Annotated in this window: 21 protein-coding genes; 10 read left to right on the forward strand and 11 right to left on the reverse strand. The window is 69.2% G+C overall.

The genetic code is table 11. From position 1 onward, the window contains the following. Positions 1-202 precede the first annotated feature (202 nt). A complete protein-coding gene (locus ACL03I_RS30410; protein WP_397076931.1) occupies positions 203-532 on the reverse strand; it encodes a hypothetical protein in 330 nt (109 codons plus the stop codon). Between the two features lie 664 nt (positions 533-1,196). Here ACL03I_RS30410 and ACL03I_RS30415 point away from each other — a divergent pair. Genes ACL03I_RS30415 through ACL03I_RS30430 form a run of 4 tightly spaced genes read left to right on the forward strand, consistent with a single transcriptional unit; the run spans position 1,197 to position 5,452 of the window. Next, the gene (locus tag ACL03I_RS30415) at positions 1,197-2,246 is read left to right on the forward strand and encodes a helix-turn-helix transcriptional regulator (protein WP_355073368.1); all 1,050 of its coding nucleotides are present in this window, start codon (positions 1,197-1,199) and stop codon (positions 2,244-2,246) included. After that, positions 2,243-3,682 carry a pyridoxal phosphate-dependent aminotransferase gene (locus ACL03I_RS30420; protein WP_412807562.1) on the forward strand — a complete coding sequence of 480 codons (1,440 nt, stop codon included), beginning with the start codon at positions 2,243-2,245 and terminating at the stop codon, positions 3,680-3,682. The genes ACL03I_RS30415 and ACL03I_RS30420 overlap by 4 nt, the downstream gene beginning before the upstream one ends. Continuing rightward, complete coding sequence (locus ACL03I_RS30425; RefSeq protein WP_412807563.1) at positions 3,679-4,653, forward strand: Rossmann-fold NAD(P)-binding domain-containing protein; 975 nt, start codon at positions 3,679-3,681, stop codon at positions 4,651-4,653. Before ACL03I_RS30420 ends, ACL03I_RS30425 begins: the two co-directional genes overlap by 4 nt. Positions 4,654-4,684: 31 nt before the next feature. Further along, positions 4,685-5,452 carry an SDR family NAD(P)-dependent oxidoreductase gene (locus tag ACL03I_RS30430; RefSeq protein ID WP_355073364.1) on the forward strand — a complete coding sequence of 256 codons (768 nt, stop codon included), beginning with the start codon at positions 4,685-4,687 and terminating at the stop codon, positions 5,450-5,452. Here ACL03I_RS30430 and ACL03I_RS30435 read toward each other — a convergent pair whose 3' ends face one another. After that, positions 5,453-6,091, reverse strand: a complete 639-nt coding sequence (locus tag ACL03I_RS30435) for a class I SAM-dependent methyltransferase (RefSeq protein WP_412807564.1) — start codon at positions 6,089-6,091, stop codon at positions 5,453-5,455. It abuts the gene before it with no gap. Between the two features lie 110 nt (positions 6,092-6,201). On the opposite strand from ACL03I_RS30435, the gene ACL03I_RS30440 reads away from it, so the two are divergent. After that, on the forward strand, positions 6,202-7,617 hold the full coding sequence (locus ACL03I_RS30440) for a hypothetical protein (RefSeq protein WP_412807565.1): 1,416 nt from the start codon (positions 6,202-6,204) through the stop codon (positions 7,615-7,617). 817 nt (positions 7,618-8,434) lie between these two features. Here the strand turns inward: ACL03I_RS30440 and ACL03I_RS30445 are convergent. Beyond that, on the reverse strand, positions 8,435-9,451 hold the full coding sequence (locus tag ACL03I_RS30445; protein WP_412807566.1) for a stage II sporulation protein M: 1,017 nt from the start codon (positions 9,449-9,451) through the stop codon (positions 8,435-8,437). 43 nt (positions 9,452-9,494) lie between these two features. On the opposite strand from ACL03I_RS30445, the gene ACL03I_RS30450 reads away from it, so the two are divergent. Then, on the forward strand, positions 9,495-10,295 hold the full coding sequence (locus tag ACL03I_RS30450) for an RDD family protein (RefSeq protein WP_412807567.1): 801 nt from the start codon (positions 9,495-9,497) through the stop codon (positions 10,293-10,295). Here the strand turns inward: ACL03I_RS30450 and add are convergent. The 6 genes from add to ACL03I_RS30480 all read right to left on the reverse strand — a co-directional run bounded on the left by add (position 10,274) and on the right by ACL03I_RS30480 (position 16,184). Further along, positions 10,274-11,293, reverse strand: a complete 1,020-nt coding sequence (gene add, locus ACL03I_RS30455; RefSeq protein WP_412807568.1) for an adenosine deaminase — start codon at positions 11,291-11,293, stop codon at positions 10,274-10,276. The two genes, ACL03I_RS30450 and add, sit on opposite strands and share 22 nt — an antisense overlap. Positions 11,294-11,365: 72 nt before the next feature. Beyond that, a complete protein-coding gene (locus tag ACL03I_RS30460; RefSeq protein WP_412807569.1) occupies positions 11,366-12,661 on the reverse strand; it encodes a DUF58 domain-containing protein in 1,296 nt (431 codons plus the stop codon). A gap of 3 nt (positions 12,662-12,664) precedes the next feature. After that, positions 12,665-13,642: an AAA family ATPase gene (locus tag ACL03I_RS30465; protein WP_412807570.1), complete on the reverse strand. Its 978-nt coding sequence runs from the start codon at positions 13,640-13,642 to the stop codon at positions 12,665-12,667. A 67-nt stretch (positions 13,643-13,709) separates the two neighbouring features. Then, positions 13,710-14,759 carry a DUF4129 domain-containing protein gene (locus ACL03I_RS30470; RefSeq protein ID WP_412807571.1) on the reverse strand — a complete coding sequence of 350 codons (1,050 nt, stop codon included), beginning with the start codon at positions 14,757-14,759 and terminating at the stop codon, positions 13,710-13,712. Next, complete coding sequence (locus tag ACL03I_RS30475; protein WP_412807572.1) at positions 14,756-15,553, reverse strand: hypothetical protein; 798 nt, start codon at positions 15,551-15,553, stop codon at positions 14,756-14,758. Before ACL03I_RS30475 ends, ACL03I_RS30470 begins: the two co-directional genes overlap by 4 nt. 91 nt (positions 15,554-15,644) lie before the next feature. Beyond that, complete coding sequence (locus ACL03I_RS30480) at positions 15,645-16,184, reverse strand: TetR/AcrR family transcriptional regulator (protein WP_355073346.1); 540 nt, start codon at positions 16,182-16,184, stop codon at positions 15,645-15,647. An 84-nt stretch (positions 16,185-16,268) separates the two neighbouring features. Between ACL03I_RS30480 and ACL03I_RS30485 the strand changes: the two genes are divergently transcribed. The 3 genes from ACL03I_RS30485 (at position 16,269) to ACL03I_RS30495 (ending at position 20,061) form a co-directional block, all read left to right on the forward strand. Next, positions 16,269-17,807 (forward strand): MFS transporter, encoded by a 1,539-nt coding sequence (locus ACL03I_RS30485; RefSeq protein ID WP_412807573.1) that lies wholly within the window; start codon positions 16,269-16,271, stop codon positions 17,805-17,807. Between the two features lie 383 nt (positions 17,808-18,190). After that, positions 18,191-19,480 carry an MFS transporter gene (locus ACL03I_RS30490; protein ID WP_412807574.1) on the forward strand — a complete coding sequence of 430 codons (1,290 nt, stop codon included), beginning with the start codon at positions 18,191-18,193 and terminating at the stop codon, positions 19,478-19,480. After that, positions 19,477-20,061: an isochorismatase family protein gene (locus ACL03I_RS30495; protein ID WP_355073340.1), complete on the forward strand. Its 585-nt coding sequence runs from the start codon at positions 19,477-19,479 to the stop codon at positions 20,059-20,061. The genes ACL03I_RS30490 and ACL03I_RS30495 overlap by 4 nt, the downstream gene beginning before the upstream one ends. Positions 20,062-20,072: 11 nt before the next feature. On the opposite strand, the gene ACL03I_RS30500 is transcribed toward ACL03I_RS30495, so the two are convergent. After that, positions 20,073-21,623 (reverse strand): adenylate/guanylate cyclase domain-containing protein, encoded by a 1,551-nt coding sequence (locus tag ACL03I_RS30500; protein ID WP_397076945.1) that lies wholly within the window; start codon positions 21,621-21,623, stop codon positions 20,073-20,075. A gap of 91 nt (positions 21,624-21,714) precedes the next feature. Beyond that, on the reverse strand, positions 21,715-23,418 hold the full coding sequence (locus tag ACL03I_RS30505; protein ID WP_412807575.1) for a DUF4407 domain-containing protein: 1,704 nt from the start codon (positions 23,416-23,418) through the stop codon (positions 21,715-21,717). A gap of 181 nt (positions 23,419-23,599) precedes the next feature. Between ACL03I_RS30505 and aroQ the strand changes: the two genes are divergently transcribed. Continuing rightward, a complete protein-coding gene (aroQ, locus tag ACL03I_RS30510) occupies positions 23,600-24,175 on the forward strand; it encodes a gamma subclass chorismate mutase AroQ (RefSeq protein ID WP_355073335.1) in 576 nt (191 codons plus the stop codon). The last annotated feature ends 313 nt before the right edge of the window (positions 24,176-24,488 follow it).

Raw genomic sequence — 24,488 nt, forward strand, 5'->3', positions numbered from 1 at the left:
GCGCTGTGGAACCTTCCGCGTGATCCGGCGCCGTCCGCCGCGCCAACCTCCGGTGCAATTCGAGAATGAACGACACGCTCACGGCCTGTGTCTACGACACCGAGAGAGAACATTGTCCTCTGGGATCCTCCTCGTCATCGTCTCTTCTGTTCTCTAAGTGAAGAATTGACCGGAGGATGGAATCAGTTGTCGCCGGAAGCGGTCAGGCGGGCAGGGGCGTGTGCGCGCGGCAGGAAGCTTCGGCGTCGCGTTCGGTGATGCGGATGTACAAGCGGATCAGCACGTCACGCAGAGTGACGCCCAGTTCGGCCGCGTGGATGGCGGCCAGTTCGAGTGCGAGGTCGTTGGTGAGCGTGCCGGGATCGCTGAGCATCTCGTCGAGCACCATCCCGCTCATGGCCTGCTCGCGGGTGAGGCTGACGGAGGGCAGCCAACTGAGTTCCCAGGCGGCGCCGGAGGGCAAGGGAAGCAGCCACGCTTTTTCCGGAGTGATATCGCTGGTGATGATCGAATCGGTGATGTCGAGTGCCATGATTCGCTCTCATTCACTCTGTTTCGGGAGGACGCGGAGGCGCCGCTCGCTTGAAGGGCGGTGACCGTGCTCGGCCACGGCCCGAACGCGGTGGTTTCGTCCGTGCCTGAATTACTGGGTGCCCGATTGCTTTCGGAGAACAGGCGCGAGCGCTGCGGGCGGGGTGGTCATGTCCGGCCACGGGTGCGGCCTGCTCGAATCGGCTCGCGCGGTAACGAGGTATCCGTATCCGGCACCTCCTAGAGTTGTCGAGCCGCCGAGCCGGGCCAGTGGGAAAACCCTTGCGCCGATGTCGAATTGCGGTGGCTTCGAGAACCAGGCTAGGTAGTGACACGTCGTGCTGTCAACGAAGCTTTAGCGCTTCGTAACGATATTTGATACGCGTTGATGCCTTGAAATAGACGTATAGCCCAATATGTGTCGACGATCGACGGAAATGTTCCTTATCTCTGCTGGCTGGAGCCCGAAAAGCCTGTTTGTGAGCGCATGTGGCAACCTTCGATCGTGCGGCGGCGGGCGAACGAGCGCGCGGCTGGATTGCTGGTTGACAACGAAATTCGGCGAACGCGATACATCCGACACCGCTTGACACTTGGTGACTAAAATGTCGCATCGTGATACTCCGTGAGCATGCGTATGCAAGGCGCAGAATGGGAGGCGCGGAATGGCTGACTCGGGCTCGGACGAGCAGGTCGGCAACCTGGTCCGCAGGCTACGACTGGAGCGCGGTTACACCCAAGCGTCGCTCGCCACCAGAGCGGGCTGCTCCCGCAGCCTGATTCAGCAGATCGAGAACGGCAGCAGGATTCCGCCGCTGGCGCTGCGCGAACGTCTGAGTCTGGCGCTCGGCGCGGAGTTGCCGACCGATGGCAGCGCCGATCCCGCGACCGATCCGACCAGCAGCGCGTACTACGACCTGCGGATGCGATTCAACGTCCTGCTCGGCAAGGACCCTCAATTGGTCTCGCGCGCACTGAGTATCGCGCAGAGCCTGATCGATGCCTCCGGAGCGCGGGCGGAGATCGAGCCGCTGCGCCTGGTCGCCGATCGGCAATTGGAGCGCGCCGAGGAGATCCTCGCGCAGATTCCCTCGCGCAGCGCGACGGTATGGGAATGGAATACCGTCACCGACTGGCTGACGATCCTGGAGCAGGCCACCACGTCGGTGCGCGCGATTCACACGGCGGACCTGGGCACGATCGGCGGCGACGTCGGCGACGACTATCACGCGGCGATTCTGCGCCTGGCCGACACGACCCATCCACCGAAGATCGATGTACGGCGGATGTATGTGCTCGACGACATCTCGGACGTCTGGCCCTACGACGACAAACTGTGGAAGCAAGCCCGATCGGGCGTGGAAAGCGTGCTGGTCAAGCGCGAATATGCGCGCAACGCGCAGAGCATGCTCGTAGTCGATGATCGCTACGTCGCGGTGGGCGAGTACGACTACTCGCGTCAGGCTCGGGTCGCGACGCGCTTCTCCGCGCTGAAGCACGATGTCGCGTTCGCGGTCCGGCGGTTCGAGAAACTCTACGACCTCCGGCGCGCCGGTTCGGCCATCGTGGTGGACCAGATCGTCGCGCAGCCGCCGCTGGCGGAGTTCGAACGACTCACCGAGGGCAACTGCCGCAGCCTGTTCCGCGCCGCACTCCAGGAGAAATGGAACACCATGCCCGCACCGGGAGACTCTTCAGAAGGCGAGGTTCCGTGACTCAGAGCCAGGTGCTCACCGATCCGCTCGCCGACCTGGCGAGGCTGACCAATCGCTCCGAGGCCAGGAAACGTGAAGTGCGCGGCCACCTTTCGAGAGACACCTGGTTCGCCGGGACCGGTGGCCGCCGCTACTCGGGCGTCATCGACGCCTACCACGGCGAAACCGGCCGGGCTCCGGACGCGCATGCGGTCGCGGCGCTGGACCGGGCATGGCGCGAAAGCCTGCACATCGCACCCCCGGCGGACTACCTCGACGGCAGGCTCTACGACAAGCGGCAGCCGCTGATTCTGCGGGAACTCGCGGCCCGCAAGCTGTTCGAGCGCCTGTCGCATCCGGTGGAAGGGGTGCCCGGCGTCCGGGTGCGCCCGGAGGAGGTGATCGTCTGCCCGTACTCGAGCACGATGTTGCTCGAGGAGGCGGTGGCCACCCTCGCCAGGCCGGGCGGGGTGATCGTGTGCCCGGAGGGCTTCTACAAGAGTTCCAGCATCCACGTGGAGAAATTCGGCTTGCGAATCGTCTCGTGCCCGGTGTCTCCGGACGACGCGTTCAAGATCGATCCGGCGCGGCTGGCCCGCTGCCTCGCGGAACTGCGGGCGACGGGCGAACTGTGCGGCGTGCTGCTCACGCTGCCGGGCAACCCTGTCGTCGCGGATTACACGGCCACGGAGCTGGCGGAACTCGGGCGGGTGCTGCTCGACTGCGGTGTTCCGGTGATCTGCGACATGGCCTTCGACCGGCTGGTGGCCTCGCACATCCCGATCGCGGCACTGCACGTGGAGACCGAGCAGGGCATCCGGCGGCTGTACGACGTGGTGCTGACCATCACGGGGAACTCGAAGGGCTACAACGCCTTCGGCCCGTGCAAAATGGGTGCCGCCTGCACCGGCGACGGCGCGTGGCTGGCGCGGATCAGGGAACGGCTCACGATTTCGTTCCAGCGCGAGACCACCCATCTGGCCCGCGCCATCCTGGAGCACACCTCTGAGGACTACTTCGACCGCAATCACGCGCTGATGCGCGCGCAGATCGATCGGACATGCGGCCGGATCGCCGCGATCAACACCCGGCTGGGAACCGACGTGCTGCGACCGTTGGGCAACCCGGAAGGCATGTTCGTCTCGGTGGTTTTCGACCCCGCGCTGCTCGACAAGGCGGGTGTGCACACGAGTGCGCAGGTGGAGGACCTGTTGCTCGCCGTGGCCGGCGTCGACAGCGTCGCGCTGGACCGGACCGGCTCGCTGCGTCCCGGTGTCCGGTTGAACGTCCTCGCTCCGCGCAAGGCGCCGCGGCACGAGTCGCCCGCTTTGATCGAGGAACTCTTCGACCGGCTGGAGCAATTGATTCGCGACATCGTCGGCGGGCTCACCTATCGCGACGCGCTCGCCGATCGCGGCCTGACCGCTCTGGTGGCGGAGCCCGGGGCCGCACGATGATCGTCGGAGTGCTGCGCGAGACCGCGTCGCGGGAGACTCGCGTGGCGCTCACCCCGGACGAGGTGCGCACGCTGTCGGCAGCGGGACTCCGCGTTCTCGTGCAGGAAGGCGCGGGACAAGGCGCGGGTTTCGCGGACGAGGACTACAGCGCGTCCGGGGCGGTCGTCCTCGAGGATCGCGCGGCGGTGTTCGAGCGCGCGGGCATCGTCGTCTGGGTGAAACCGCCCGCGTTCGAACTCGACTCGATGCCGCTGCGCGCGGGGACGACGCTGCTCGGCTTCCAGGATCCGCACCACCGGCGCGACGAGATCGACCGGTTGCGCCGCCGCGGCATCGAATCGGTCGCCTTCGACGCGGTGCCACGCGACGACACGACCACCGAGTTCGACGCGCTGTCCACCATGAGCCGGATCGCGGGCGCGGTGGGTTACGCCGAAGGCAGGCGGCTGCTCGCTCCCGGGCGGCTCGCCCGCCCGGTCCGTGCCTTCGTGCTGGGGTGCGGGGCCGCCGGTCTCGCCGCCATCGCGGCCGCGCGCACGTTCGGCGACGAGCGGCCGACGGCGGTCGGCAACCGCATCGAACAGCGAGTGGCCGCGATCGAGGCGGGTGCGGGGAGATTCGTGCCGAACCGGGACGACAACGCGGAACTGCTGGACACGCTCGCCGAGACGCCGCCCGATCTGGTCGTCTGCACGGCCGTGCACCGCGGATCCCCGGCGCCTCGCCTGCTCGGACCGGCGGCGCTGGACCTGCTCGGCTCGGGAACCGTGATCGTCGACCTGGTGGCCAAGGCGGGCGGCAACTGCGTCGCGACCGTGCCGGACAAGACGGTCACCCTGCTCAACGGCGTCGTCGTCACGCATCGCTCCAACTATCCGGCGGATCGGCCGGGCTCGGCCAGCCGTGCGTACGGCGCCGCGACGGCGGCGATGGTGCTGCGAATAGCCGGGGAGCGCGGCGAAGTCCCTTGACGCTCGATGAGAACGTGTTCTAATTTTTGGCATGCGCAGATTTGACGGCCGCCGCGTGGTGGTGACGGGAGCGGGATCCGGCATCGGTCAGGGCATCGCCCTGCGGCTGCTGGACGAGGGGGCGCAGTTGGTCGCCGCCGACATCGACGCGGCGGGCCTGGCGGCCACCGCGGAGAAGGCGGGCGACGGCGCGGAACGACTGCGAACGGTAGCGGTCGACACCGCCGACCCGGAGTCGGTGCGCACCGCGATCGCAGCGGCGCTGGAGTTCCTCGGCGGATTGGACGTGCTGGTCAACGCGGCGGGCATCCTGCGGCCCGCGCGCACCCACGAGATGCCGCTCGAGGTGTGGGACCAGGTGATCCGGGTGAATCTCACCGGCACCTTCCTCATGACCCAGGCCGCGCTGCCCGCTCTGCTGGACACCGGACGCGGCGTGGTGGTCAACATCTCCTCTACCGCGGCCTTCAGCGCGGCGCCCTACCTCGCCTCCTACGCGGCGTCCAAGGGCGGCGTGAACGCCTTCACACACGCGATCGCCCTGGAGTACGCCAAGCAGGGCTTGCGCGCGGTGAACATCGTTCCGGCAGGCATCACCAGCGGTATCACGACGAAGTCCATCCTGGATCAGCCCGAGGGTTTCGATCCGCAGCTGTTCTCCCGGATGACCGGATGGCTCAACGGGGGAGCGCTCGGCAGCCCGGAGGACATCGCCGGGGTGGTCGCGATGGTCGCCTCCGACGACGGCAAATACATGACCGGCACCGAGATCCGGGTCGACGGCGGCGCGCTGATGTAGTCAGCGGGGCATCGCCACCAGCAAATGGTGCGGAATCGGCGTGCTCGCGAGCCTTCGTTGCTCGACGGTGCAGCCCGCCTGTTCCAGCGCCGCGACCACCTCCGGGACCGGGCGCAGGGTGAACCCGTACGACGTGAACGGAAGCTTTGCCATCGCGTCCGGATCGCCGATGCCGATCACCAGACGGCCGCCCGGCCGGACCACCCTGGCGAGTTCGGCGCAGGCCGCAGCCAGGTCCGGCACGAAGTACACGGTGTTGACGGTGATCGCGGCATCGAGGCTGTCGTCCGGCAGCGGCAGCGCGGTGAGCGAGCCCTCCACCAGCCGCAGACGACCGGCATCGATGTCGCTGCCATGACCCGAGCGGGCGCGTGCCAGCATGTCGGCGGAGATCTCCACGCCGTGCACGACGCCTCCCGCGCCGACCCGCTCGAGCAACCGGGAAAGCCCCGCTCCACCACCGAACCCGACGTCGGCCACGGTGCCGCCCGGCGCGACGGCGGCGGCCTCCACCGCCCCCGTAATGGCGGGCTTGTTGCTGCGATTGAGTACGAAGGCGACACCTTTGCCGAGCACGCCGTGGGGATTCCCGAGTTGACCGGCGAGTGTGGACAACAGACGGCCCCGAACCGAGTTCATGCGCGTCATCGTATCGACCCCCGTTGTGCCGGGTGGCGCGGCGAATACCCGAATACTGTTCTCTCCGGCATCCGTTCGGATACCGCGTTGCCCAGCGAAAGAGGACCGCGATGCGTCGGCCGATGACCCTCCTCGCCGCCTGCGTGCTGGCATTGCTGGCGGCTCAGCCCGCGTCGGCGGCTGGGCCATGGGGTCCGCTCGCGCCGCCGAATCCTTTCCTGGGGCCGACCGGCACCGCCACCATGCACGGTGACGCGGGGTCCTCGGACGCGACACCGCTCGCCGGTCCGGACGCCCGCGCCGCGGCGATCGGCGCGTACCCGCTGGCCTCGGCGTGCCCCACCCTGCTGGAGGGATCGGACCGACTCGTGGTCGCCCTGTGCACCGCGATCGCGGGACAGACCCCGACGGTGCATTTGCTCGATCCGGAGGCGCCGGGCCTGTTGGCGCCATCGCTCGCCGCGCTGCCGTTGACCAAGGGCAGTCTGCTCGGCGGTGTGTACGCCTACCTCGATCAGGACGACCGTCTGGTGGTCGTGGACGGCACCGACCGGTTGCTCCGGGTGCGGCACGAGCGTGACGCGGCGGGAGCGTGGCGGCTGATCAGCGAAGAGTCCGCCGACCTCGGGTCGGTGATCCCGTCGGGGGACAACGTGACGGGACTCGTTCCGGACTGGTCGGGCAACGTGTGGTTCGCGACCGGCCGGGGAGTGGTCGGATTCGTCACCCCGGCCGGGCTCGTCACCGCGTCGACGCTGCCCGCGGGGGAGCAGGTGGCGAACAGCATCTCGGCGGCTCCGCGTGGACAGGTCGCGGTGGCGACGACGCACGCGCTGTACGAACTGCGCGTCGGCCCGTCCGGCGCTCCGGAGATCGCGTGGCGCGCGGCCTACGACCGGGGATCGGCGCGCAAGCCGGGACAGCTCAGCTGGGGCACCGGGTCGACGCCCACCTACTTCGGTCCCGAGACCGGTGCGGACTATCTGACCATCGTCGACAACGCCGACGGGCAGGTGCATGCCTTGGTATTCCGTTCCGGAACAGGCGAATTGATGTGCACAGTTCCGGTGCTCGGCGAAGGTGGGGCCGGCAGCGAGAATTCACCCGTCGGCATCGGCCGCTCGATCTTCGTGGCGAGCACATACGGCTACCCGTATCCGGCGCTGCCCGAAGGGGCGGGGCCCGCGTCGCCGCCGAACGCTCCTTTTACCGGGGGGATGACGCGAGTCGACGTCTCCGCTGACGGATGCCACGTGATGTGGGAGAACAAGGTTCGGAGTGCCGCCGTTCCGCGGCTGTCCACCGCCGACGGCGCGCTCTACACGGTCGCTCGCGTCGGTTCCGATCACGCCACGCCCGTGGACGGGTACGCGTTCACCGTTCTCGACCCCGAAACCGGTGCGGTCACCGCATCGCATCCGCTGCCCGGCACCATCGTCGACGATCCGCTGGAGACCGCACCGTTGATCACACACGACGGCCGTCTGTTGCAAGGCACGGTCACCGGGATACTGCGCGTCGGTTGAGCCCCCTATCACCTTCAAGGTGATTCAGGTCACTTTCGCGGAGTGATTCGAGTCGCGGACTGCCGTTGCGGCGGTCCGGTTCGGGCGTTGGAGTGCGGCATGGCCGTGCGTGCGACGGTGACGCGGGTCACTCCAAGTCGGGTGTCACGGCGTCGATTTCGCGCGACTCTACGCTCGTTAACGGCAGGTGAGGCGAAGATCACATGCCTCGTTATGGTTGCGGCTCCGGTGCTGAATCGGGCGTGCTGAGTGGGTGAACTGAACCCTTTTCACTCCCTGGTTAATGCGGAGCCTGTCGGGGAACTGTCCGGTCTTCCCGGCGTGCCGCTATGTCTTTACCCGGTTTATTACCGCGTAAACAAACTTCTGGTCTCTTTCCATTGGACGGTGACCAGCAACTGTCCTTTCGTGCAAATGAACGTGCAGGTGGGAAGGGGTGTCAGCAACCATGGAGGGGTCTATCGAAACGCTCCGCTAACGCCCGAGGCGAGTTCCGATTCATTGCCGTGACGTATTCCCCGTGACTATTCCGGCGGAGTCGCCGGAGCGGTGCCCGGTCGCCGAAATCATGGTCGCCCGGGTCGCATGCGGTTAGCTGGCACGGGGCGAAAAGCTGCTGCCGCAAGGGTTTGCTGGGGTGCTGCTTTATACGCTTGACCTCGACAGGCAGGGTTGCGTAGGGATAACGGTTGTGTAGAGTTGACGGTAACGCTGGCCGCAGCTAGAGCAGCGACTCGCTGCGGCCAGCGGAACTCAAATGGGGGACTTCCGAACCGATCTGGCGCCGCTTAGCTGCCGATTGTCCCAGTCACTTCACCTAGCGTGTGCTGAATGTTGGCTGCGTCACAGTGGTCAGATGATCGCCCGATGACTCGGCACCCGGCTTCGCCTGCTCCGTGACCGCGCGGCGTCCCATCCCGAACACGTACACCAGGAACAACGCCTCGGCAGTGAATCCGATCGCGATGCGAATCGGTGTGGGCAATGGGCTCGGCGTCACGAAACCTTCGATGAAGCCACAGATCAGCAACACTCCGACCAGGCCGAGCGCTACGGTCGCGGTCGCCCGGCCCTGCCTGGCCACCGCCTCCACCCGGCTGAGCCGACCCGGATCGATCAGCGTCCAACCGAGTTTCAGGCCGACGCCGCCCGCGACGAACACCGCGGTCAGCTCCAGCGTGCCGTGCGGAAGGATGAAGCCGAAGAACGAATCCAGCCGCCCCGCATCAGCCATCAGGCCCGCGCTGACACCCAGGTTGAGCGCGTTCATGAACAGCAGGTAGACCGCGGGCAGGATCAAGACGCCGGTGAACAAGGCGATCGCCGTCACCCATGCGTTGTTCGTCCATACCTGCGCGGCGAAGGCCTCCTGCGGATGCTCCGAGTAGTACGTCTCGAACGCGCCGCCCGGCGCGGTGAGGCTCCTTGTGTCCTCGGGAATTCCGAGCACCTCGCGGGCCGAATCGAACCGGTCCACCCAGACTGCCAACCCGGCCGACACCGACAGGAACACCGCGGCGACGCCGACCCACCACGGCCATGCCCGATAGAGCGCCGCCGGGAAACGGTGACTGAAGAACCGTCCGATCTCCTGCCAAGTGTCGGCTCGCGTGCCCAGCACCCGGCCGCGCGCACGTGCCAGCAGCGCGCTCAGCCCGGCGATCAGCTCCGGGTCCGGGCTGTGTGACTGCAGCCGCGCCAGCTGCTGGGAGGTGCGGCGGTAGAGCATGACGAGTTCGTCCGCCTCCGCGCCGGTGAGCTTGCTCCGGGTGGACAGGTAGTCGAGCCGGTCCCACGCCCTGCGGTGCGCCAGGCTGTATGCGTCCACGTCCATTCGGTTGCCTCCCACTCCCGCCGGTCGCAAGAATGCTATCGACATGGCTGAGTTCACCACCGGCGAAGCAGTGGCCCTGGAACTGCCGATCGCCCGCATCCCCACCAGGGCCACCGCGTTCCTGATCGACGTGCTGGCCCAGTGCACGCTCGGGTTCATGCTGTTGTTCGCGATCGTCACGTTGCTGCTGCCCGCGGGCGTCGACTCGGCCTGGTTGGACGTGGTCGCACTGGTGACCATCGTGACCGTGCTGGTCGGGTACCCCGTGACCTGTGAGACCGCTTGGCGGGGACGAACACTGGGCAAGCTGATGCTCGGGCTGCGGGTGGTGCGCGAGGACGGCGGGCCGATCGATTTCCGGCACGCGCTCACCCGCGGCCTGGCGGGCGCGATCGTCGATTTCTGGATGCTGGGCGGGTTCGGCGCCATCGCGGTGCTCACCTCGATGTGCTCGCCGCATGCGCGGCGGATCGGTGACGTGCTCGCCGGCACCGTGGTCGTGCACGCGCAGCGCCCGCTGCCGCCGCCCGCGCTCGCGATCGCGCCGCCGTGGCTGACCGGCTGGAGCGCGCAGCTCGAGCTGTCCGGACTACCGGAAGATCTGGCGCTGGCGGTGCGGCAGTACCTGACCCGCTTGCGCACCCTGACGCCCGCGGCGCAACACCAGCTGGGGACGGCGCTCGTTGCCGAGGTGTGCGGCCGGCTGCGCGTCGCGCCACCGGCCGGTTGTCCGCCGTCGCAGATTCTCGGCGCGGTCATCGCCGAACGGCAGCGCCGGGTGCTGCCGTGGCCGCTGTACCCGGTCTTCCCGCCGCGCGCCGGTCAGCCGTTCGCCGCCACGTAGTCGTCGATCTCGCGCAGATAGGCGTCCTGCCGTGCGGGCGTGATCCACGAGGCACGGAAGGAGTTCCGGGCCAACTCGACCACCTGCTCGGTCCCGAGACCACCTTGCTCGGCGAGCGCGAGGTAGTTGTCGGCAACGTAGGCGGCGAAGTACGCGGGGTCGTCGCTGTTGACCGTCACCGTCAGCCCACGACTCAGTAGACCGACGATCTCCTCGGCTTTCATCTGCGCCGTGACGAAGGAGTTCGACACCGGACAGCAGGTGAGCGCGATCCCCTTGGAGCAGGCCAGTTCGACCAGACGGTCGTCCTCCACGATGTTGGTGCCGTGGTCGAGGCGGTCGACGGCGATGTCCTCCAGCGCCTGGCGGATGTGCTCGATCGAATCCGGCTGGTCGATGTCGCAGTGCATCGTCAGCAGGAACCCTTCCGCGCGGGCGCGTTCGAAGACGGCGGCGAACTTGCTCGGCGGGTTGCCCCGCTCGTCGGAATCCAGTCCCACACCGAGGATCCAGCTCTTGTACGGCAGCGCTTCCAGCAGCGTCGCCATGGCGTACTCCGCGGAATGGTCGCGCAGGAAGCACAAAATCAGTTCGGCGGATATCCCCAGCTCCCGCCGCGCCCGTGCGATCGCCGACCGGTATCCGCTGATCACCGTGGGGAACGGGACTCCGCGCCCGGTGTGCGCCTGCGGATCGAAGAACAACTCGGCGTGACGCACGCCTTGGCCGTGCGCTCGGCGCAGATAGTCGAAGGCGAGGTCGTGGAAGTCCTCCGGGCGCTGTAGCACGCGCATCGCGGGGTAGTAGACCTGGAGGAATGACGTCAGGTCATGGAATCGGTAGGTCTGCTTGACCTCTTCCACGCTCTTCTCCGGCAGCTCGATGCCGTTGCGCCGGGCGAGGCGGAACTTCAGCTCCGGCTCCAGCGTCCCTTCCAGATGCAGGTGCAGTTCCGCTTTGGGCAATCCGCGGACGAAGGCGGCGAGATCTGAGGCCATGGGGTCATGATCCTCCTCGGCGGGCGCGCGAGGACGCGCTTCGACGAGACCGCGGCGCCCGGCGGAAAAGACTCAAAGGGCTCCGGATTGTTTCAGCTCCAGATATTCGTCCGCCAGGGCCTCCGGCAGTCGTTCCGGAGACGCCGCGACGACCGCGATCCCGGTGCGCCGCAGCGATTCCTGGACCAGCGCGCGTTCGGCGAGCACGGATTCGGCCGCGGCCGCGGCGTACAGGTCGGACAGGTTGTCGCGCCGGGTGGCCGCCGCGGCGACATCGGGGTCGGTCACCGAGACGATGAGCACGCGGTGCCGTTGCGCCAGGACCGGCAGCACGGGCAACAGGTTCTCCTCCACCGCGGCGCCGTCCAAGCTGGTGAACCAGACGACCAGGCTGCGCCTGCGAGTGCGCTGAATGGCCGCTCGCACCAGTCCGGCGCTGTCGGTGTCGACGAGGGCGGGAGTGATTCCGGCCATCGCGTGCATCAACTTCAGCTGGAGACCCTTTCCGCCGACACCTCGGACCTCGGCGCGCGCTCGGCGGTCGAAGGCGAGCAGGTCGACCGAATCCCCCGCGGCGGCGGCGAGACCGCCGAGCAGCAGGGCCGCCTCGATGCTCGCGTCCAAGCGCGTACCGTCGCCGACCCGGCCCGCGCTGACCCGGCCGGTGTCCAGCAGCATCAGCACGTGCCGGTTGCGCTCCGGCCGCCAGGTGCGGACCAGGACGTCGGTGGCGCGGGCGGTGGCGCGCCAGTCGATCGCGCGCACGTCGTCACCGGCGACGTACTCGCGGAACGAGTCGAATTCGGTGCCCTGCCCGCGCAGGTTGGCCAGATTGCGGCCGTCGAGGTGCTGCAACCTTCTGACTTTCGACCGCAGCAGCCGTTCGGCGCGGAACGCGGGCAGCGCCCGCACCCGGGCGGGCACGTCCCGCCTCGTCTGCCTGCCCGCCAGTCCGAGCGGGCCGATCAGTCGCACCGTGATCCGGCCCGCGACCCGATCGCCGCGGTAGGTGGGCGTGAGCGCGGTGCGGAAACGGACCTTGGTACCAGGGGCGAGATCCAGTACGTGCGCGCCGTTCTCGGCGCGTGCGCTGTCGGGCCAGTCGTCCCACACCGTCCCGCGCAGCCTGCGGGCTCCGGTGTTGACCGCGACGAGTTCCACCTCGGCGGAGCGGCCGAGCCGCACCGTGGTCAATGCCTCGCGGGACAGCGACAGGTCGCGCGCCCGCCCCACAGCGCCGAGATCGACGAGCAGCCCGGCGGCCAGGACGCAGGTCACCACGACCACGCCGACCACCGAGGGCAGGACCAGGGTGACGAACAGGGCCGCCACGCCTGCCGCGGCGGCCAGCCGACCGGTGACGACCATCGGCTACACCGGGACCGGGACCGAGAGCAGCAGCGACGACAGCACGCCTTCGGTGGTCACACCGTCCAGTTCGGCCTCCGGGCGCAGGTGCAGGCGGTGCCGCAGCACGGCGACGGCGACGGCCTTCACATCGTCCGGCGTGACGAACCCGCGCCCGTTGAGCCAGGCGAACGCGCGGGCGGCCGCCATCAGGGCGGTCGCGCCGCGGGTCGACGCGCCGTGCTGTACGGCGGGCGAGATGCGGGTGGCCCGGCACACGTCGACGGTGTAGGCGAGCACCTCGGGGCTGATCGTGGTCTGCGCGATCGCGGTGCGGGCGGCGGCGATGTGCGCCGGGCCCGCGACCGGACGCAGTCCCGCGGCGGTGAGGTCGCGCGGATCGAAACCCGAGGCGTGGCGTTGCAGGATGCGGAACTCGTCGTCGCGACCGGGCAGGTGGATGTCCACCTTGAACAGGAACCGGTCTAGCTGCGCCTCCGGCAGCGGATAGGTGCCCTCCTGTTCGATCGGATTCTGGGTGGCGACGACGACGAACGGATCGGGCAGCGGCCGTGGTTTCCCGTCCACCGAGACCTGGCGCTCCTCCATCGACTCGAGCAGGGCCGACTGGGTCTTCGGCGGCGTGCGGTTGATCTCGTCGGCGAGCAGCAGGTTGGTGAACACCGGGCCGTGCCGGAAGGTGAACTCGGCGGAGTGCGGATCGTAGATCTGCGACCCGGTGACGTCGCCGGGCATCAGGTCGGGGGTGAACTGCACCCGCGCGTGCTCCAGGTCCAGCGCCGTGGCCAGCGCCCGCACCAGCAGCGTCTTGGCCACCCCCGGCACGCCTTCGAGCAGGACGTGGCCGCGGCACAGCAGCGCGAGCACCAGGTACATGACCGCGTTGTCGTTGCCGACCACCGCCTTGCCGATCTCGGCGCGCAGAGCATGGAACGCGGCGCTCGCCTGCTCGGCCGTCGGGGTGGTCTCGGTGCTGGTCATTCCATCTCCTGTGGTTCGCGGGCGTTCCCGCAGGCGGTGAGCCGGGCGAGGACCGGGCGAGGGCTTCTCATCCGACCTCCGATTCGATCCATTCGAGCTGAGCGGCGACCACCCGGAGGGTCTCGGGATCGGGAACCGGGCCGAACAGGGCGGCGCCGATCTGGGCCGGGTCGGCGCCGACGCGCGCGGCGATCACGGCGACGATCCGGTCCGGCGGGGTGTCGGCCGTGATGCCGAGAGGGGTGCGGATGCGGCGCAGCGCGGCCGCCCGCAGCTTTCCGGCGACGTGATCGTGATCCTTCGAGCGGCGATACAGCGCGGCCTGGCCGCCGAGCAGTTCGTTCGCGGCCACTTCGACGGGGCGGGGTTCGCGCACCAGAGCGCCCCGTCTGCGGGCACGCCACCACACCACCAGCGCGGCGGCGATCAGGAACTGCACGCCGCCGTAGAAGACCGGTGCGGGCAACCGGTCCCAGATCGCGTCGTCGCCCGCCCCGAAGCCGGGGCGGTCCGGCGGAGGGACGTCGGGCAGATCCGGCGGCGGTTGCGGCGGCGGGGCGGTAGGCGCGATCGGCGCGCCGCAGGACTGCGCGACGCCGTAGACCAGCAGCAACAACGCGGCCGTCGCGGCGAGCACCGCCCAGAACCTGGGATCGCGCACCAGGTTCGGCAGCGGCGGCAGTTTTCGCCTGGTGCGCGGCGTCTGCTCGACCGCCTCGATCTCGACCGGTTCCGGTGCGGGGGGCGGCGCGGACCCGGAGAACCGGTCGGCGTGTTCCAGCCTGCGGTATTCGTCCTCGGTGGCGCGGCGTCCGCCGTAGACCACCTCGTCGAAGCTTCGTGCGGCGGGCTGGAACTCGGTGGCGGTCTCGAGCGGCAACGCGGTCGTCACGTCGTCGGCGGTCTCCCGCGCGGTCCGCGACCGCCGCACCTCCAGCACACCGCCTTGTTCCAGGCCGCGCAGCACGGCGCGGAAACGTTCCCGCAGGGCGCGGTCGAAATCCCGCTTCGCGGCGGCTGTTTCGGCGGCGGCGCGATGATCGGCGGCGGCGCCGAGCCGCGGGGTGCCGGGCGCGGGGTCGGCCGTTCGCGGCTCCATCGGCACGGGATCGCTCATCGCGCCTCCCGCCTCGGAATGCGAATGTCCAAACCCTCTCTGCGGCAGCGGCGATCGACGTAGCACACCACCCGCGACGAAGCCTCGATCACTTCGCCGAATGCCGTCAGCAGCAGCACCGCCGACGTGGTCAGCACGATCACCGGCCACCGGTGCGTGCCGGAGAAGTCCGAGACGAACAGCGGGATGCCGAGCAGTGGGACGGCGAGCAGCGTGAACAGGGCCCGCTGGGCGATCCAGAGCCCGGTGGTCGGCCACTCCGCGCCTTCGGCGAGCAGTTTCGCGCGCGCGACGCCGTCGCGATGCGTCGTGCGTTCGACCAACAGCACCGGCACCGCGACCCAGCGGCGGGCGCGCAGCCGGCCCAGCCAGATCGCCGCGAGCGGCAGCGTCACGATCAGCAGGCCGCCCACCGCGAGCACGCCGACGCCCACCATGGTGAACAGCAGTTGGAAGACCAGCAACGGACCGAGCGTCCCACCGAATCGGCGCAGCGCGGTCCGTCGGCCGATCGGGGTTCCGTCGACGGTCGCGAGCCCCAGGGCCACGGTCGTGCCGCGTAACGCGAACCGCAGCAGCCACGCGCAGGCCGCGGTGGACAGGATCGCCGCCCAGGCGGTGCCGGGGTCGGAGCCGTCGGTGAGCGCGGAGGCGCCCGCGGTCACCGCGACGACCACGGCTTCGGCGAGCAGCAGGCCCGTCGCGCTCAACCCGGCCAGGGCGCGGATGTTCGCCTGGATCAGCGCGAACGGCACATCGAGCAGTTCGCGGAAACTCAGCGGTCGGATCGGCACCGTCGCTCCAGGAGACCCCGGTACCGGATCTGTTCCCGCCCCGACGGCGCCGGCCGGTTCGGCGGCTGGCAGCACGGGCCGAGTCTAACCGTCAGCGCCGCAGTAAGCGGTCCACCACGTGCCGGTAGCGAACGGGATCGATGGGCGGAAGACCGAGCAGCGCGCGCAGGTACACGCCGTCGCCGACCAGCCGGATGAGGTCGGCCTGAACCGGGTCGGCGACCTCCTCGTCCAGACCGTCCGACCAGGAATTCATCAGGTCCACCAACGCCTGCTGCACCTCGTCCGGCTCGGGCGTGGCGTCGATGGTGCGCATGGTCGCGAGCATGGACCGGTAGAGCTCCAGCTCCACCGCCTCCGCCTCGACGGCCGGGTTCGGCGTCTGCAGGTACCACTCGGCTACCGAGCCGCCTTTGGCGACCGAGTTGTCCAACTGCTGGCCCGCACGGTCGGCCAGTCTGCGGACCAAGCCCGCGAGCAGCGCGTCCTTGCTCTTGAAGTGATAGAGCAAGCCGCCTTTGGAGACGCCCGCGGTGGCCGCGACATTCTCCAGGGTCACGTGCGACATGCCTTTTTCCAGGAGCAAGGTCTCGAGCGCATCCAGGATTCGGTCGCGGGTGTCAGCCGTCACCCGGTTGACTATACCGTCCGGACGGTTATGTAAGTACTATACCGTCTGGACGGTAAGAAACAGACGACGGAAGTCGAGAAAGTCATGACCACCCAGACCGCGCAACCCGCCGAACGATCGACCAACGCCCCACCTCGAGCGGGGACACGCGAGTGGGTGGGGTTGTCCGTGCTGGCGCTCGCGCTACTGCTGCTGGCCGTCGACGCGACGGTGCTCGATCTGGCCGTGCCCGCGATCAGCGCCGATCTCGCGCCGACCACGCCGCAACTGCTGTGGATCATCGACGTCTACTCGTTCGTGCTCGCCGGATTGCTCGTCGTCATGGGCAACCTCGGCGACCGGATCGGGCGGCGCAAATTGCTGCTGTTCGGCGCGGCGGGATTCGGTGTCGCATCGATACTCGCGGCGTGGTCCCTGACGCCGGAAATGCTCATCGCGGCGCGCGTACTGCAGGGTGTCGCCGGTGCGACGCTGATGCCCGCGACGCTGGCACTGATCAGGTCGATGTTCCTCGATCCGCGGCAGCGAACCGTCGCGATCGCGGTGTGGAGCGCGATGGCGGGCGGTGGCGCCGCGGCGGGACCGCTGCTGGGCGGCTGGCTGCTCGAGCACTACTGGTGGGGTTCGGTCTTCCTGGTGAACCTGCCGGTCATGCTGGTGCTGATCGGGCTCGGTCCGCTGCTGATCCCGGAGTCGCGTGATCCGCGGCCCGGTCGTTTCGACCTGCTCAGCGCCGTGCTGTCGATGCTCGCGCTGGTGCCGGTGGTGTACGCGGTGAAGGAATTCGCGGCGCACGGGCCGAGTGTCCGGGTCGCGGTGATCAGTCTGATCGGCCTGCTTGCCGGGGCGTGGTTCGTGCGCAGGCAGCGACGATTGGAGCAACCGATGCTGGACCTGGCGCTGTTCGCGCTGCCGAAGTTCCGTACCGCGGTGCTGACCAATCTGCTCGCGGTGTTCGCGCTGGCCGGTGTGCTCTTCTTCGGCTCGCAGTACCTCCAGTTGGTGCTGGGACGCTCCCCACTGCAAGCGGGATTGCTGTTGCTGCCCGGTTTGTCGGCCGGGATGATCGCCTCGCTCGCCGCGGCCTGGCTGGTGCGGCGGCTGCGGCCGGGCACGGTGCTGGGCGGCGCGCTGATCACGGCGGCGGTGGGCGCGGCGCTGTTCGGCCTGCTCGGCCCCGACGCGGCCGCCAGTACCACGCCGTTCGTACTCGGTTTCCTGTTCATCGGGGCAGGCGTGGGCGTCGCGCTCACCGTGTCCTCCGACCTGGTGGTCGGCTCGGCGCCGCCGGAGCGCGCGGGCGCGGCCGCCGCCGTGTCGGAGACCGCGTACGAGACCGGCGTCGCGCTGGGCGTCGCGATCCTCGGCAGCGTGGTCATGGCGATCTTCCGCAACGGTCTCGATCCGACGCACGTGCCGGGCGACCGGATGGCTGCCGCCTCGGAATCCTTGGGCGCCGCCACGGCTTTCGCACGTGAATTGCCGGAGGCCGCCGGGCGCGCGTTCCTCGCCTCGGTGCACGAGTCCTTCGTCTCGGGCATCCACTTCGCGGCCCTCGGTACCACCGCGATCTTGTTGATCGCGGCCGCGGTGGCGTTCCGTTTGCGCCATGCGCGCGGGTGATTTCGCGGGCCGGATTGCGCGGCGCTGCCCACGCCGGTGTTCGAGGCCGCGGCCGACCCGCCGGCTGCGGAACCACCACTGCCCGGTCGGCGGCGGTGAGCCCGCTGAAGACGATCATGAGGGTTCACCGCGCGACATCGGACCGACTGCGGTGCCGATCAAGCCGGCCGTCGCCGTGATGCGCGGGATGCGCTGCGCCCATGCAATACCCGGACCTGGGTGTCGGGCGCGTCCGCTCGTGTGAAGTCGAGGTAGTCGCTGCGTTCGAATCACACAACATTTGGTTGTGGATCATCGCTGATTCGGTTGTTTGATCACACCTCCGCGCCTTGCTTTGATCCATGGCGGTCAACAGTGAGTTGTGCGATCGAGAGGTGCGAAGCTTGGGGACCGGACGATCTCTCGGTCGGCAGTTCGGATGGTTGTGGGCGGCCTACGCGGTCAGCGCCTACGGGTCGGGTCTTGGGTTCGGTGCGTTGCCGCTGATCGCCGTGCTGGTGCTGCACGCAGGCCCCGGACAAGTGTCCGCGCTGTCGGCGGTGGGGCCGGCGGTGGGCGCGCTGATCGCGTTGCCGCTCGGGCCGTGGGTGGAATATCGCCGCAAGCGACCGGTGATGATCGCGATGGACCTCACCCGGTTCGCGGTCATGACGACGATCCCGCTCGCCTATGCCTTCGGCCGACTCGGTTTCGTCCAGCTGCTGGTCGTCTCGGCCGTGGTCGCCGCGGCCAAGATCGCCTTCAACGCGGCGAGCGGCGCCTATCTCAAAGCCCTTGTGCGGCCCGAGGACCTGCTCGTGGCCAACGCGCGATTCGAGTCGACGACGTGGAGTTCCACCGCCGTAGGGCCGCCGCTGGGCGGAGCGGCGATCGGTTTGTTCGGGCCGGTCACCACCGTGGTGGCCGACGCGCTGAGTTACCTGCTCTCCGCGCTGGCGGTCACGGCGATTCGCGGCAGGGAAGAACCTCCGCGGCGGACCGGCAAGACCCGGCTGCGGGCCGGTGAGTTGCTCGAAGGCTGGCGGTACCTGCTGGCTCATCCGGGATTACGGGCGCTTTACCTCAACCAGCTGCTCGTGGGCGGACTGATCATGGCCACCGAGCCGCTCCTGGCCGTACTGCTGCTCCGCGAGCTCGGATTCCCACCCTGGCAGTACGGCCTCGCCTTCGCCGCCCCCTGCGTCGGCGGACTCATCGGCTCACGCCTTGCCGGCCGTGTCGTGGAGCGATACGGCAGGCACCGGGTCCTGCGCACCGTCGGCACGCTGCGCGCGATCTGGCTGATCGGCCTCGCGTTCGTCCAGCCCGGTGTCGCAGGCCTCGCGACGGTGATCGCTGTCGAGCTCGCGATCATCATCAGCATGAGCCTGTACAACCCGGTACTGGCCACCTATCGACTCGAGCACACACCCGAAGACCGCGTCGCCCGCACCCTGTCGGCCTGGTCGATCAGCAGCAGCGCTTCCATCGCAGTGCTCAGCGCGCTCGGCGGACTGCTCGCCGACGTGACCAGCCCGCGCACGGCTATCACGGTCGCGGGACTGCTGATCCTCGTCAGCCCGCTGCTGCTACCCCGTCGCCAGGAATCCGCACCTGCACCCGACCTTGCGGTGGCGACAACCCTTCAACCACAAACGGCAAGCGTTTCGCAGGAAGCCAGGCAAAATTCATGACTGTCACCGCACTCGACCCGTCCAGCGCGCTGGTCCTCGTCGACTTGCAGAACGCCCTCATCGACGCGCCGACCGTCCCCTATACCGGTCGAGAAGTGGTCGCCCGGGCGGTCGAGCTGGCCCGTGCTTTCCACGAGCACAGCGCCCCGGTCGTCCTGGTGCGGATGACGGCCCGTGCGGACGGAGCGGATGCCGCTCCAGGTCGCAGCGACATCTCGAGCCCACCAGGTTCATTGCCCGACGGCTGGGATGTCATCGTCGACGACCTCGCCGGTCACCCTGACGACATCACGGTGACCAAGCGCACTTGGGGTGCCTTCCACGGAACCGACCTCGATCTGCAACTGCGCCGCCGCCGCGTCACACAGATCGTGCTGGCCGGGCTCACCACCAGCATCGGCGTGGAGTCGACCGCTCGCGCCGCCTTCGAACACGGCTACCACGTCACGCTCGCGACGGACGCCATGGCCGATCTGAACGTGGAGGCGCACCGCAACAGCATCGAACGGATCTTCCCCCTCCTCGGCGAAACCGGTTGCACCGCCGAGATCGTCGAAAATCTTGCCAAGACCCGCGCCTGACACCTCGGTCGTCAGGCCGGGCGGGCGAGCCGGGTCGGCGCGAGGCGGCCGCGAAGGGTGACGGATTCACCGAGCCGCCAGTGTCCGGCTTCGGACTCGGCGGACGCCGCGACGGTTGCGCCGGAGGCGAGCAGCAGGCCCTGCTGCTTGGCGAGTTCGCACAGGCGAGCCGCTTCGTTGACGGCGTCGCCGATGACGGTGAACTCGTAGCGCTGATGCGCGCCGACATTGCCCGCGACCACCCGGCCCGCGGCCACGCCGATGGCCGCGACGAAATCGGTCGCGGTGCTGTCGAGCCGAGCCAGGATCGCGCGGGCGGTGGCCAGCGCCGCGCCCGGGGCGTCGGCCAGCGGAGCGGGCGTGCCGAAGACGGCCAGGGCCGCGTCACCCTCGAACTTGTTGACCAGCCCGCCGTGGCGCTCTACCTCGTCGACCACGATGCCGAAGAACCGATTGAGAATGGCGACCATCTCCGGCGCGGGAATGGTCGCGGCCATGGTCGTCGAGCCGACGATGTCGATGAACAGGGCCGCGGCGTCGGTCTCCACACCGCCGAGCGCCGGGTCGCCCGCCAACGCGGCCGCGGCGACCTCACGGCCGACATGCCTGCCGAACAGGTCCCTGATCTGCTCGCGCTCGCGCAGGCCCTCCACCATGTGGTTGAAACCGCTCTGCAGCTCACCCAGCTCGGTGCCGTCGTAAACGGCCAGCGCGACATCGAGATCGCCGTCCTCCACCTGACGCATTGCGCGGCGCACGCCGAGGATGGGCGCGACGGTCGCGGCCAACGTCTGCGTCATCAGCAGGAGACCGAAGACCAGTGTCGCGCCGCCGAGCGACAGCACGCAGACCGCCAGTCGCGCCTTGGTGACGTCATCCATCGTGAGCGCCAGCACCGCGAGCACCATCATTCCGGCCACCGGCACGCCGGAGCCGACCACCCAGACGACGAGCGAGCGTCCGAAGACGCCGATGCCGCGGCGCCGACCGGAATCCGCGGCTTCCAGCACCCGGGCGGTGACGGGCCGCAGCGCGAACTCGATGATCAGGTAGCTGTTCGCGCACACCACGATGGCGCTGATCGCGATGCCGAAGGCCACCTTCGGGATCAGTTGCGGTTCGGCCAGCCCGTACAGCGTGGTCAGCAGCACGAGCCCGCCGAACCACAGCAGCGCTTGGTCGCGCACCAGCCTGCGCGGCACCGCCGTGGCCGCGGCCATCTCCTCCTCGGTCGGCACGCGGTCCGGATCGGTGGCCCACCGCAGCGCGCGCAATTCGCGGGTGGTGCCCCACCACAGGCCGAGCAACAGCGCGCAGGTCGCGTACAGCGGTGCGGCGAGCACGTCGAGCAGCAGGAGATCCCGGGTGAACACCGACGGGCCCGGCAAGACGAAGCCGACCAGGACGATCGACACGACCATGCCCGTCAGATTGCCCAACAGCGTGGGCACGGTGAGCAACAGCTGGACGCGAATGCGTCGTAGCCCTGACGACTCCTCGGCGGACCCGAGCAATCGCGACCCCCACGGCGCCGCGGCGAGCGTCACCTCCCTGTGTTGCATGGGTGCAGCGTAAGCCGCGGAGCGCCCCAGCGCCGTAGGTCGCACTCGGCCGGATCCGGCGCCGGGTGGGCCGTGGGTGGCAGTGGTGCGGTCAGCGACCCGGCGGCAGTTCGCGGCGGCCGGGCTCGGGGAGTTCGGGGCGGTGGTGGCCCGGCAGTTCGTCACGGTGGGCGCCGGTGGGCAGACCGTAGCCGGCTGCGCCGGTGGGCGGAAGCGAGGAATAGCGCGGGGCGTGCGGCGCGGAGTACGCGGCGTCCACGACGGTGGCGGCGATGTGCTGGGCGTGCGCGATCTCGGGCGCGCCGGGGGGCAACTGGTAGCCGACCGCCTGCGGATGCGAGGTCTGGCCGTCGACGGTGACCTTGCGGGTGCGCCGCAGCGTGAAGGTGATCTCCTCGACCTCCTCGAACGCCTGCCGCGCCGTGCGCAACGGATGCGTGGCCGTATCGATCGCGTTGGCGACGAAGGACGGAACGAGCGGCCGGATGAAACGCGCCGCGGTGTCGGTGAACGGGACCGTGCCGATCAGCGGCAGCTCGAGACCGCCGCCGCTCGGCGCTGCCGGTGCGGATGCGACGGCGGGCACCTGCGGGTGCACGCCGGTGGGCGCGGGTAGGTTCGGCGTCGCCTCGTCGGGCATGGCGCTGTCCTTTCGGTCGTCCGCCGTGGCGGCGGGAAGTTCGGGGCGGCGCGGCGGCTCGGTGATGCCGATCTCGATGCCGCCGATGGCCGCGATGATGCGGGTGCGCTGCCGTTCCCGATCGATGGCGGTGTCCGCCTCGACGGCGAGACGAGCGGCGGTGAGCTGCTGCTCGGCGCGCAGGGTCTCGGCCTCGGCGCGTACCTCGGCCTGCTTGACCGCGATCACCGCGTCGGCTTCCCGCTCGGCGCGGTCGTGCACGGTGCGCGCCGCGTTGTGCCGGTCGAACGAGGTCTCGCCACGCCACCAGCGCAGCACCAGCGGCAGCAGCGCGAAGGCGACGAACGCCAGGATGGTGAGAATGCGCAGCGGCAGCGCGTCGTGCACGGTGTAGTCGTTCATCGCCTGCCAGCGCGCGCCGAGCCCACGGTCGGCGTCGTCGAAGGCGGCGGTGCGCGCGGCCGACAGGGCGGCCTGGTCGGCGTCGATCCGGCGATCGGCCGCGTCCACTCGGTCCTGCGCGGTGGCGAGATGCTTGCGGGCGTCGTCGAGCATGGCGTTGGCCGTCTGCGCTTCCGGCCCACGGCCCGGCACGCCGGTGATCCTGGTCTGCGGGCACTCCGGGGTCGGATTGAATTCGCAGCGTGCGATCACCAGGGCGTGGTCGATATCGTTCTGGGCCATCGCGATCGCCTGTTCGAGCGCGGCCCGGTCGGCTTTCGCCCGGTCCAGTTCCGCCTGCGCCGCGACGACCCGCGGCGCGGAATCGAGCGAGCGGTGCGCCTTCTCCGCCAGCACCCGGTCGACGGACCCGCTGAACAGCACGATCGCGGCCAGTTCCGCGAGTAGCCCACCGGCCAGCACGGCGACCGCGATGCGCGCGACCAGCCCGAGCCGATCCGGTCCGCCGCTCGGCCGCGCGGTCGCCAGTGCCCTGGCGAGCGCGCCGGTGAGCGCGGCGACCACGATGCCCGAGGCCAGCGCGGCCGACCACGGCCACGCCGAGGCCGCGGCCAGGGCGGCGACCACACCGGAGATCGTGGCGAACCACAGCACCACAGCACCGGTGACGGCGTATCCGGCACGCTCGTGACGATCGCTGATCGCGCTGGTCCGGCCGCCGCCGAGCCAGGTGAACAAGCCGGTGACGGTCATCGGAATGCACATCCTCTACGTCCCAGGCGCTTTCACGGGCGCGACGAAACTGTCACGGATTCGTTGTGACAGCGTGACAGGCTCGCCCGGTTCGCAGCGAGCAGGGACGGTCGGATGTGGCAAGGCTCACAGATCATCCGGTGCTTCGTATCCGGGGTGGGCGATACCAGGAGGTCACAACGTGCGCGGAGTCTGGTTGACGCTGTTGGCGGCAGCGCTTCTGATCTGGCCGGTCAGCGCGGGGGCCGCTCCGGCCGACCGGTCGCTCGACCGGCTGGTCGCCCTCGTGGTCGAGCGCTTGGACACCGCCGACGCGGTGGCCGCCGCGAAGTGGTCGACCGCGGGTGAGCGCGGCATCGAGCCGACCATCGACGATCCGGTCCGTGAGGCGGAGGTCTACGAGGTCATGATCCGGCTCGGCCACGACCGTGAGCTGTCGGAGAACTGGGTGCGGCAGGTTTTCCTCGGGCAGATCGAGGCCAGCAAGACGGTGCAGCGGGGGCTGATGACGAGGTGGCGCTTCGACCCGGCCGCGGCGCCCACCGCGCCGGTGGGACTCGACTCGGTGCGCCCGGTCATCGACCGGGTGAACGTCGAGATCCTCGATCAGCTCGCCGGGCGCCGAGCGGAGCTGACCGCGCCGGATTGCGCGGAACAGTTGGCGCGCAGCGTCTTCGGCGTGGTCGTCGCGGACCGCGCCGATGTCCTGCACCGAGCGGCGCTGGTGCGGGCCGCCGTGTCGCTCTGCGCGGCGTAGGGCGCGGCCGGGCCCGCCGGGCGGCCCGCGCGGAAAGATGTGTCCAACACCACTTCCTGATATTTGCTGGTTATGTGCTGAACCCCACAGTGGGCAAAAGAGTCCGGACGGTCGGATCATATTCATTGCTTGTCACGCAGCTGTCGGAAATCTCTCATCGGTCACAGCGCCGAGTTAGCCGCCGCCACTTGGTTTGCCGGGCATCCCGCGGGGGAAATCCATTTCGACGCAGGTGAGGGCGGTTTCCGGGTCTCGTGAGGAAGGTCTCGGGTAGGTGTCGCGCGTCGGTTTTCCCAGCTGGCACCGGGTGCCA

Origin of the sequence: Nocardia sichangensis (assembly GCF_047200615.1) — a bacterium.
GTDB classification, from domain to species: Bacteria; Actinomycetota; Actinomycetes; order Mycobacteriales; family Mycobacteriaceae; genus Nocardia; species Nocardia sichangensis.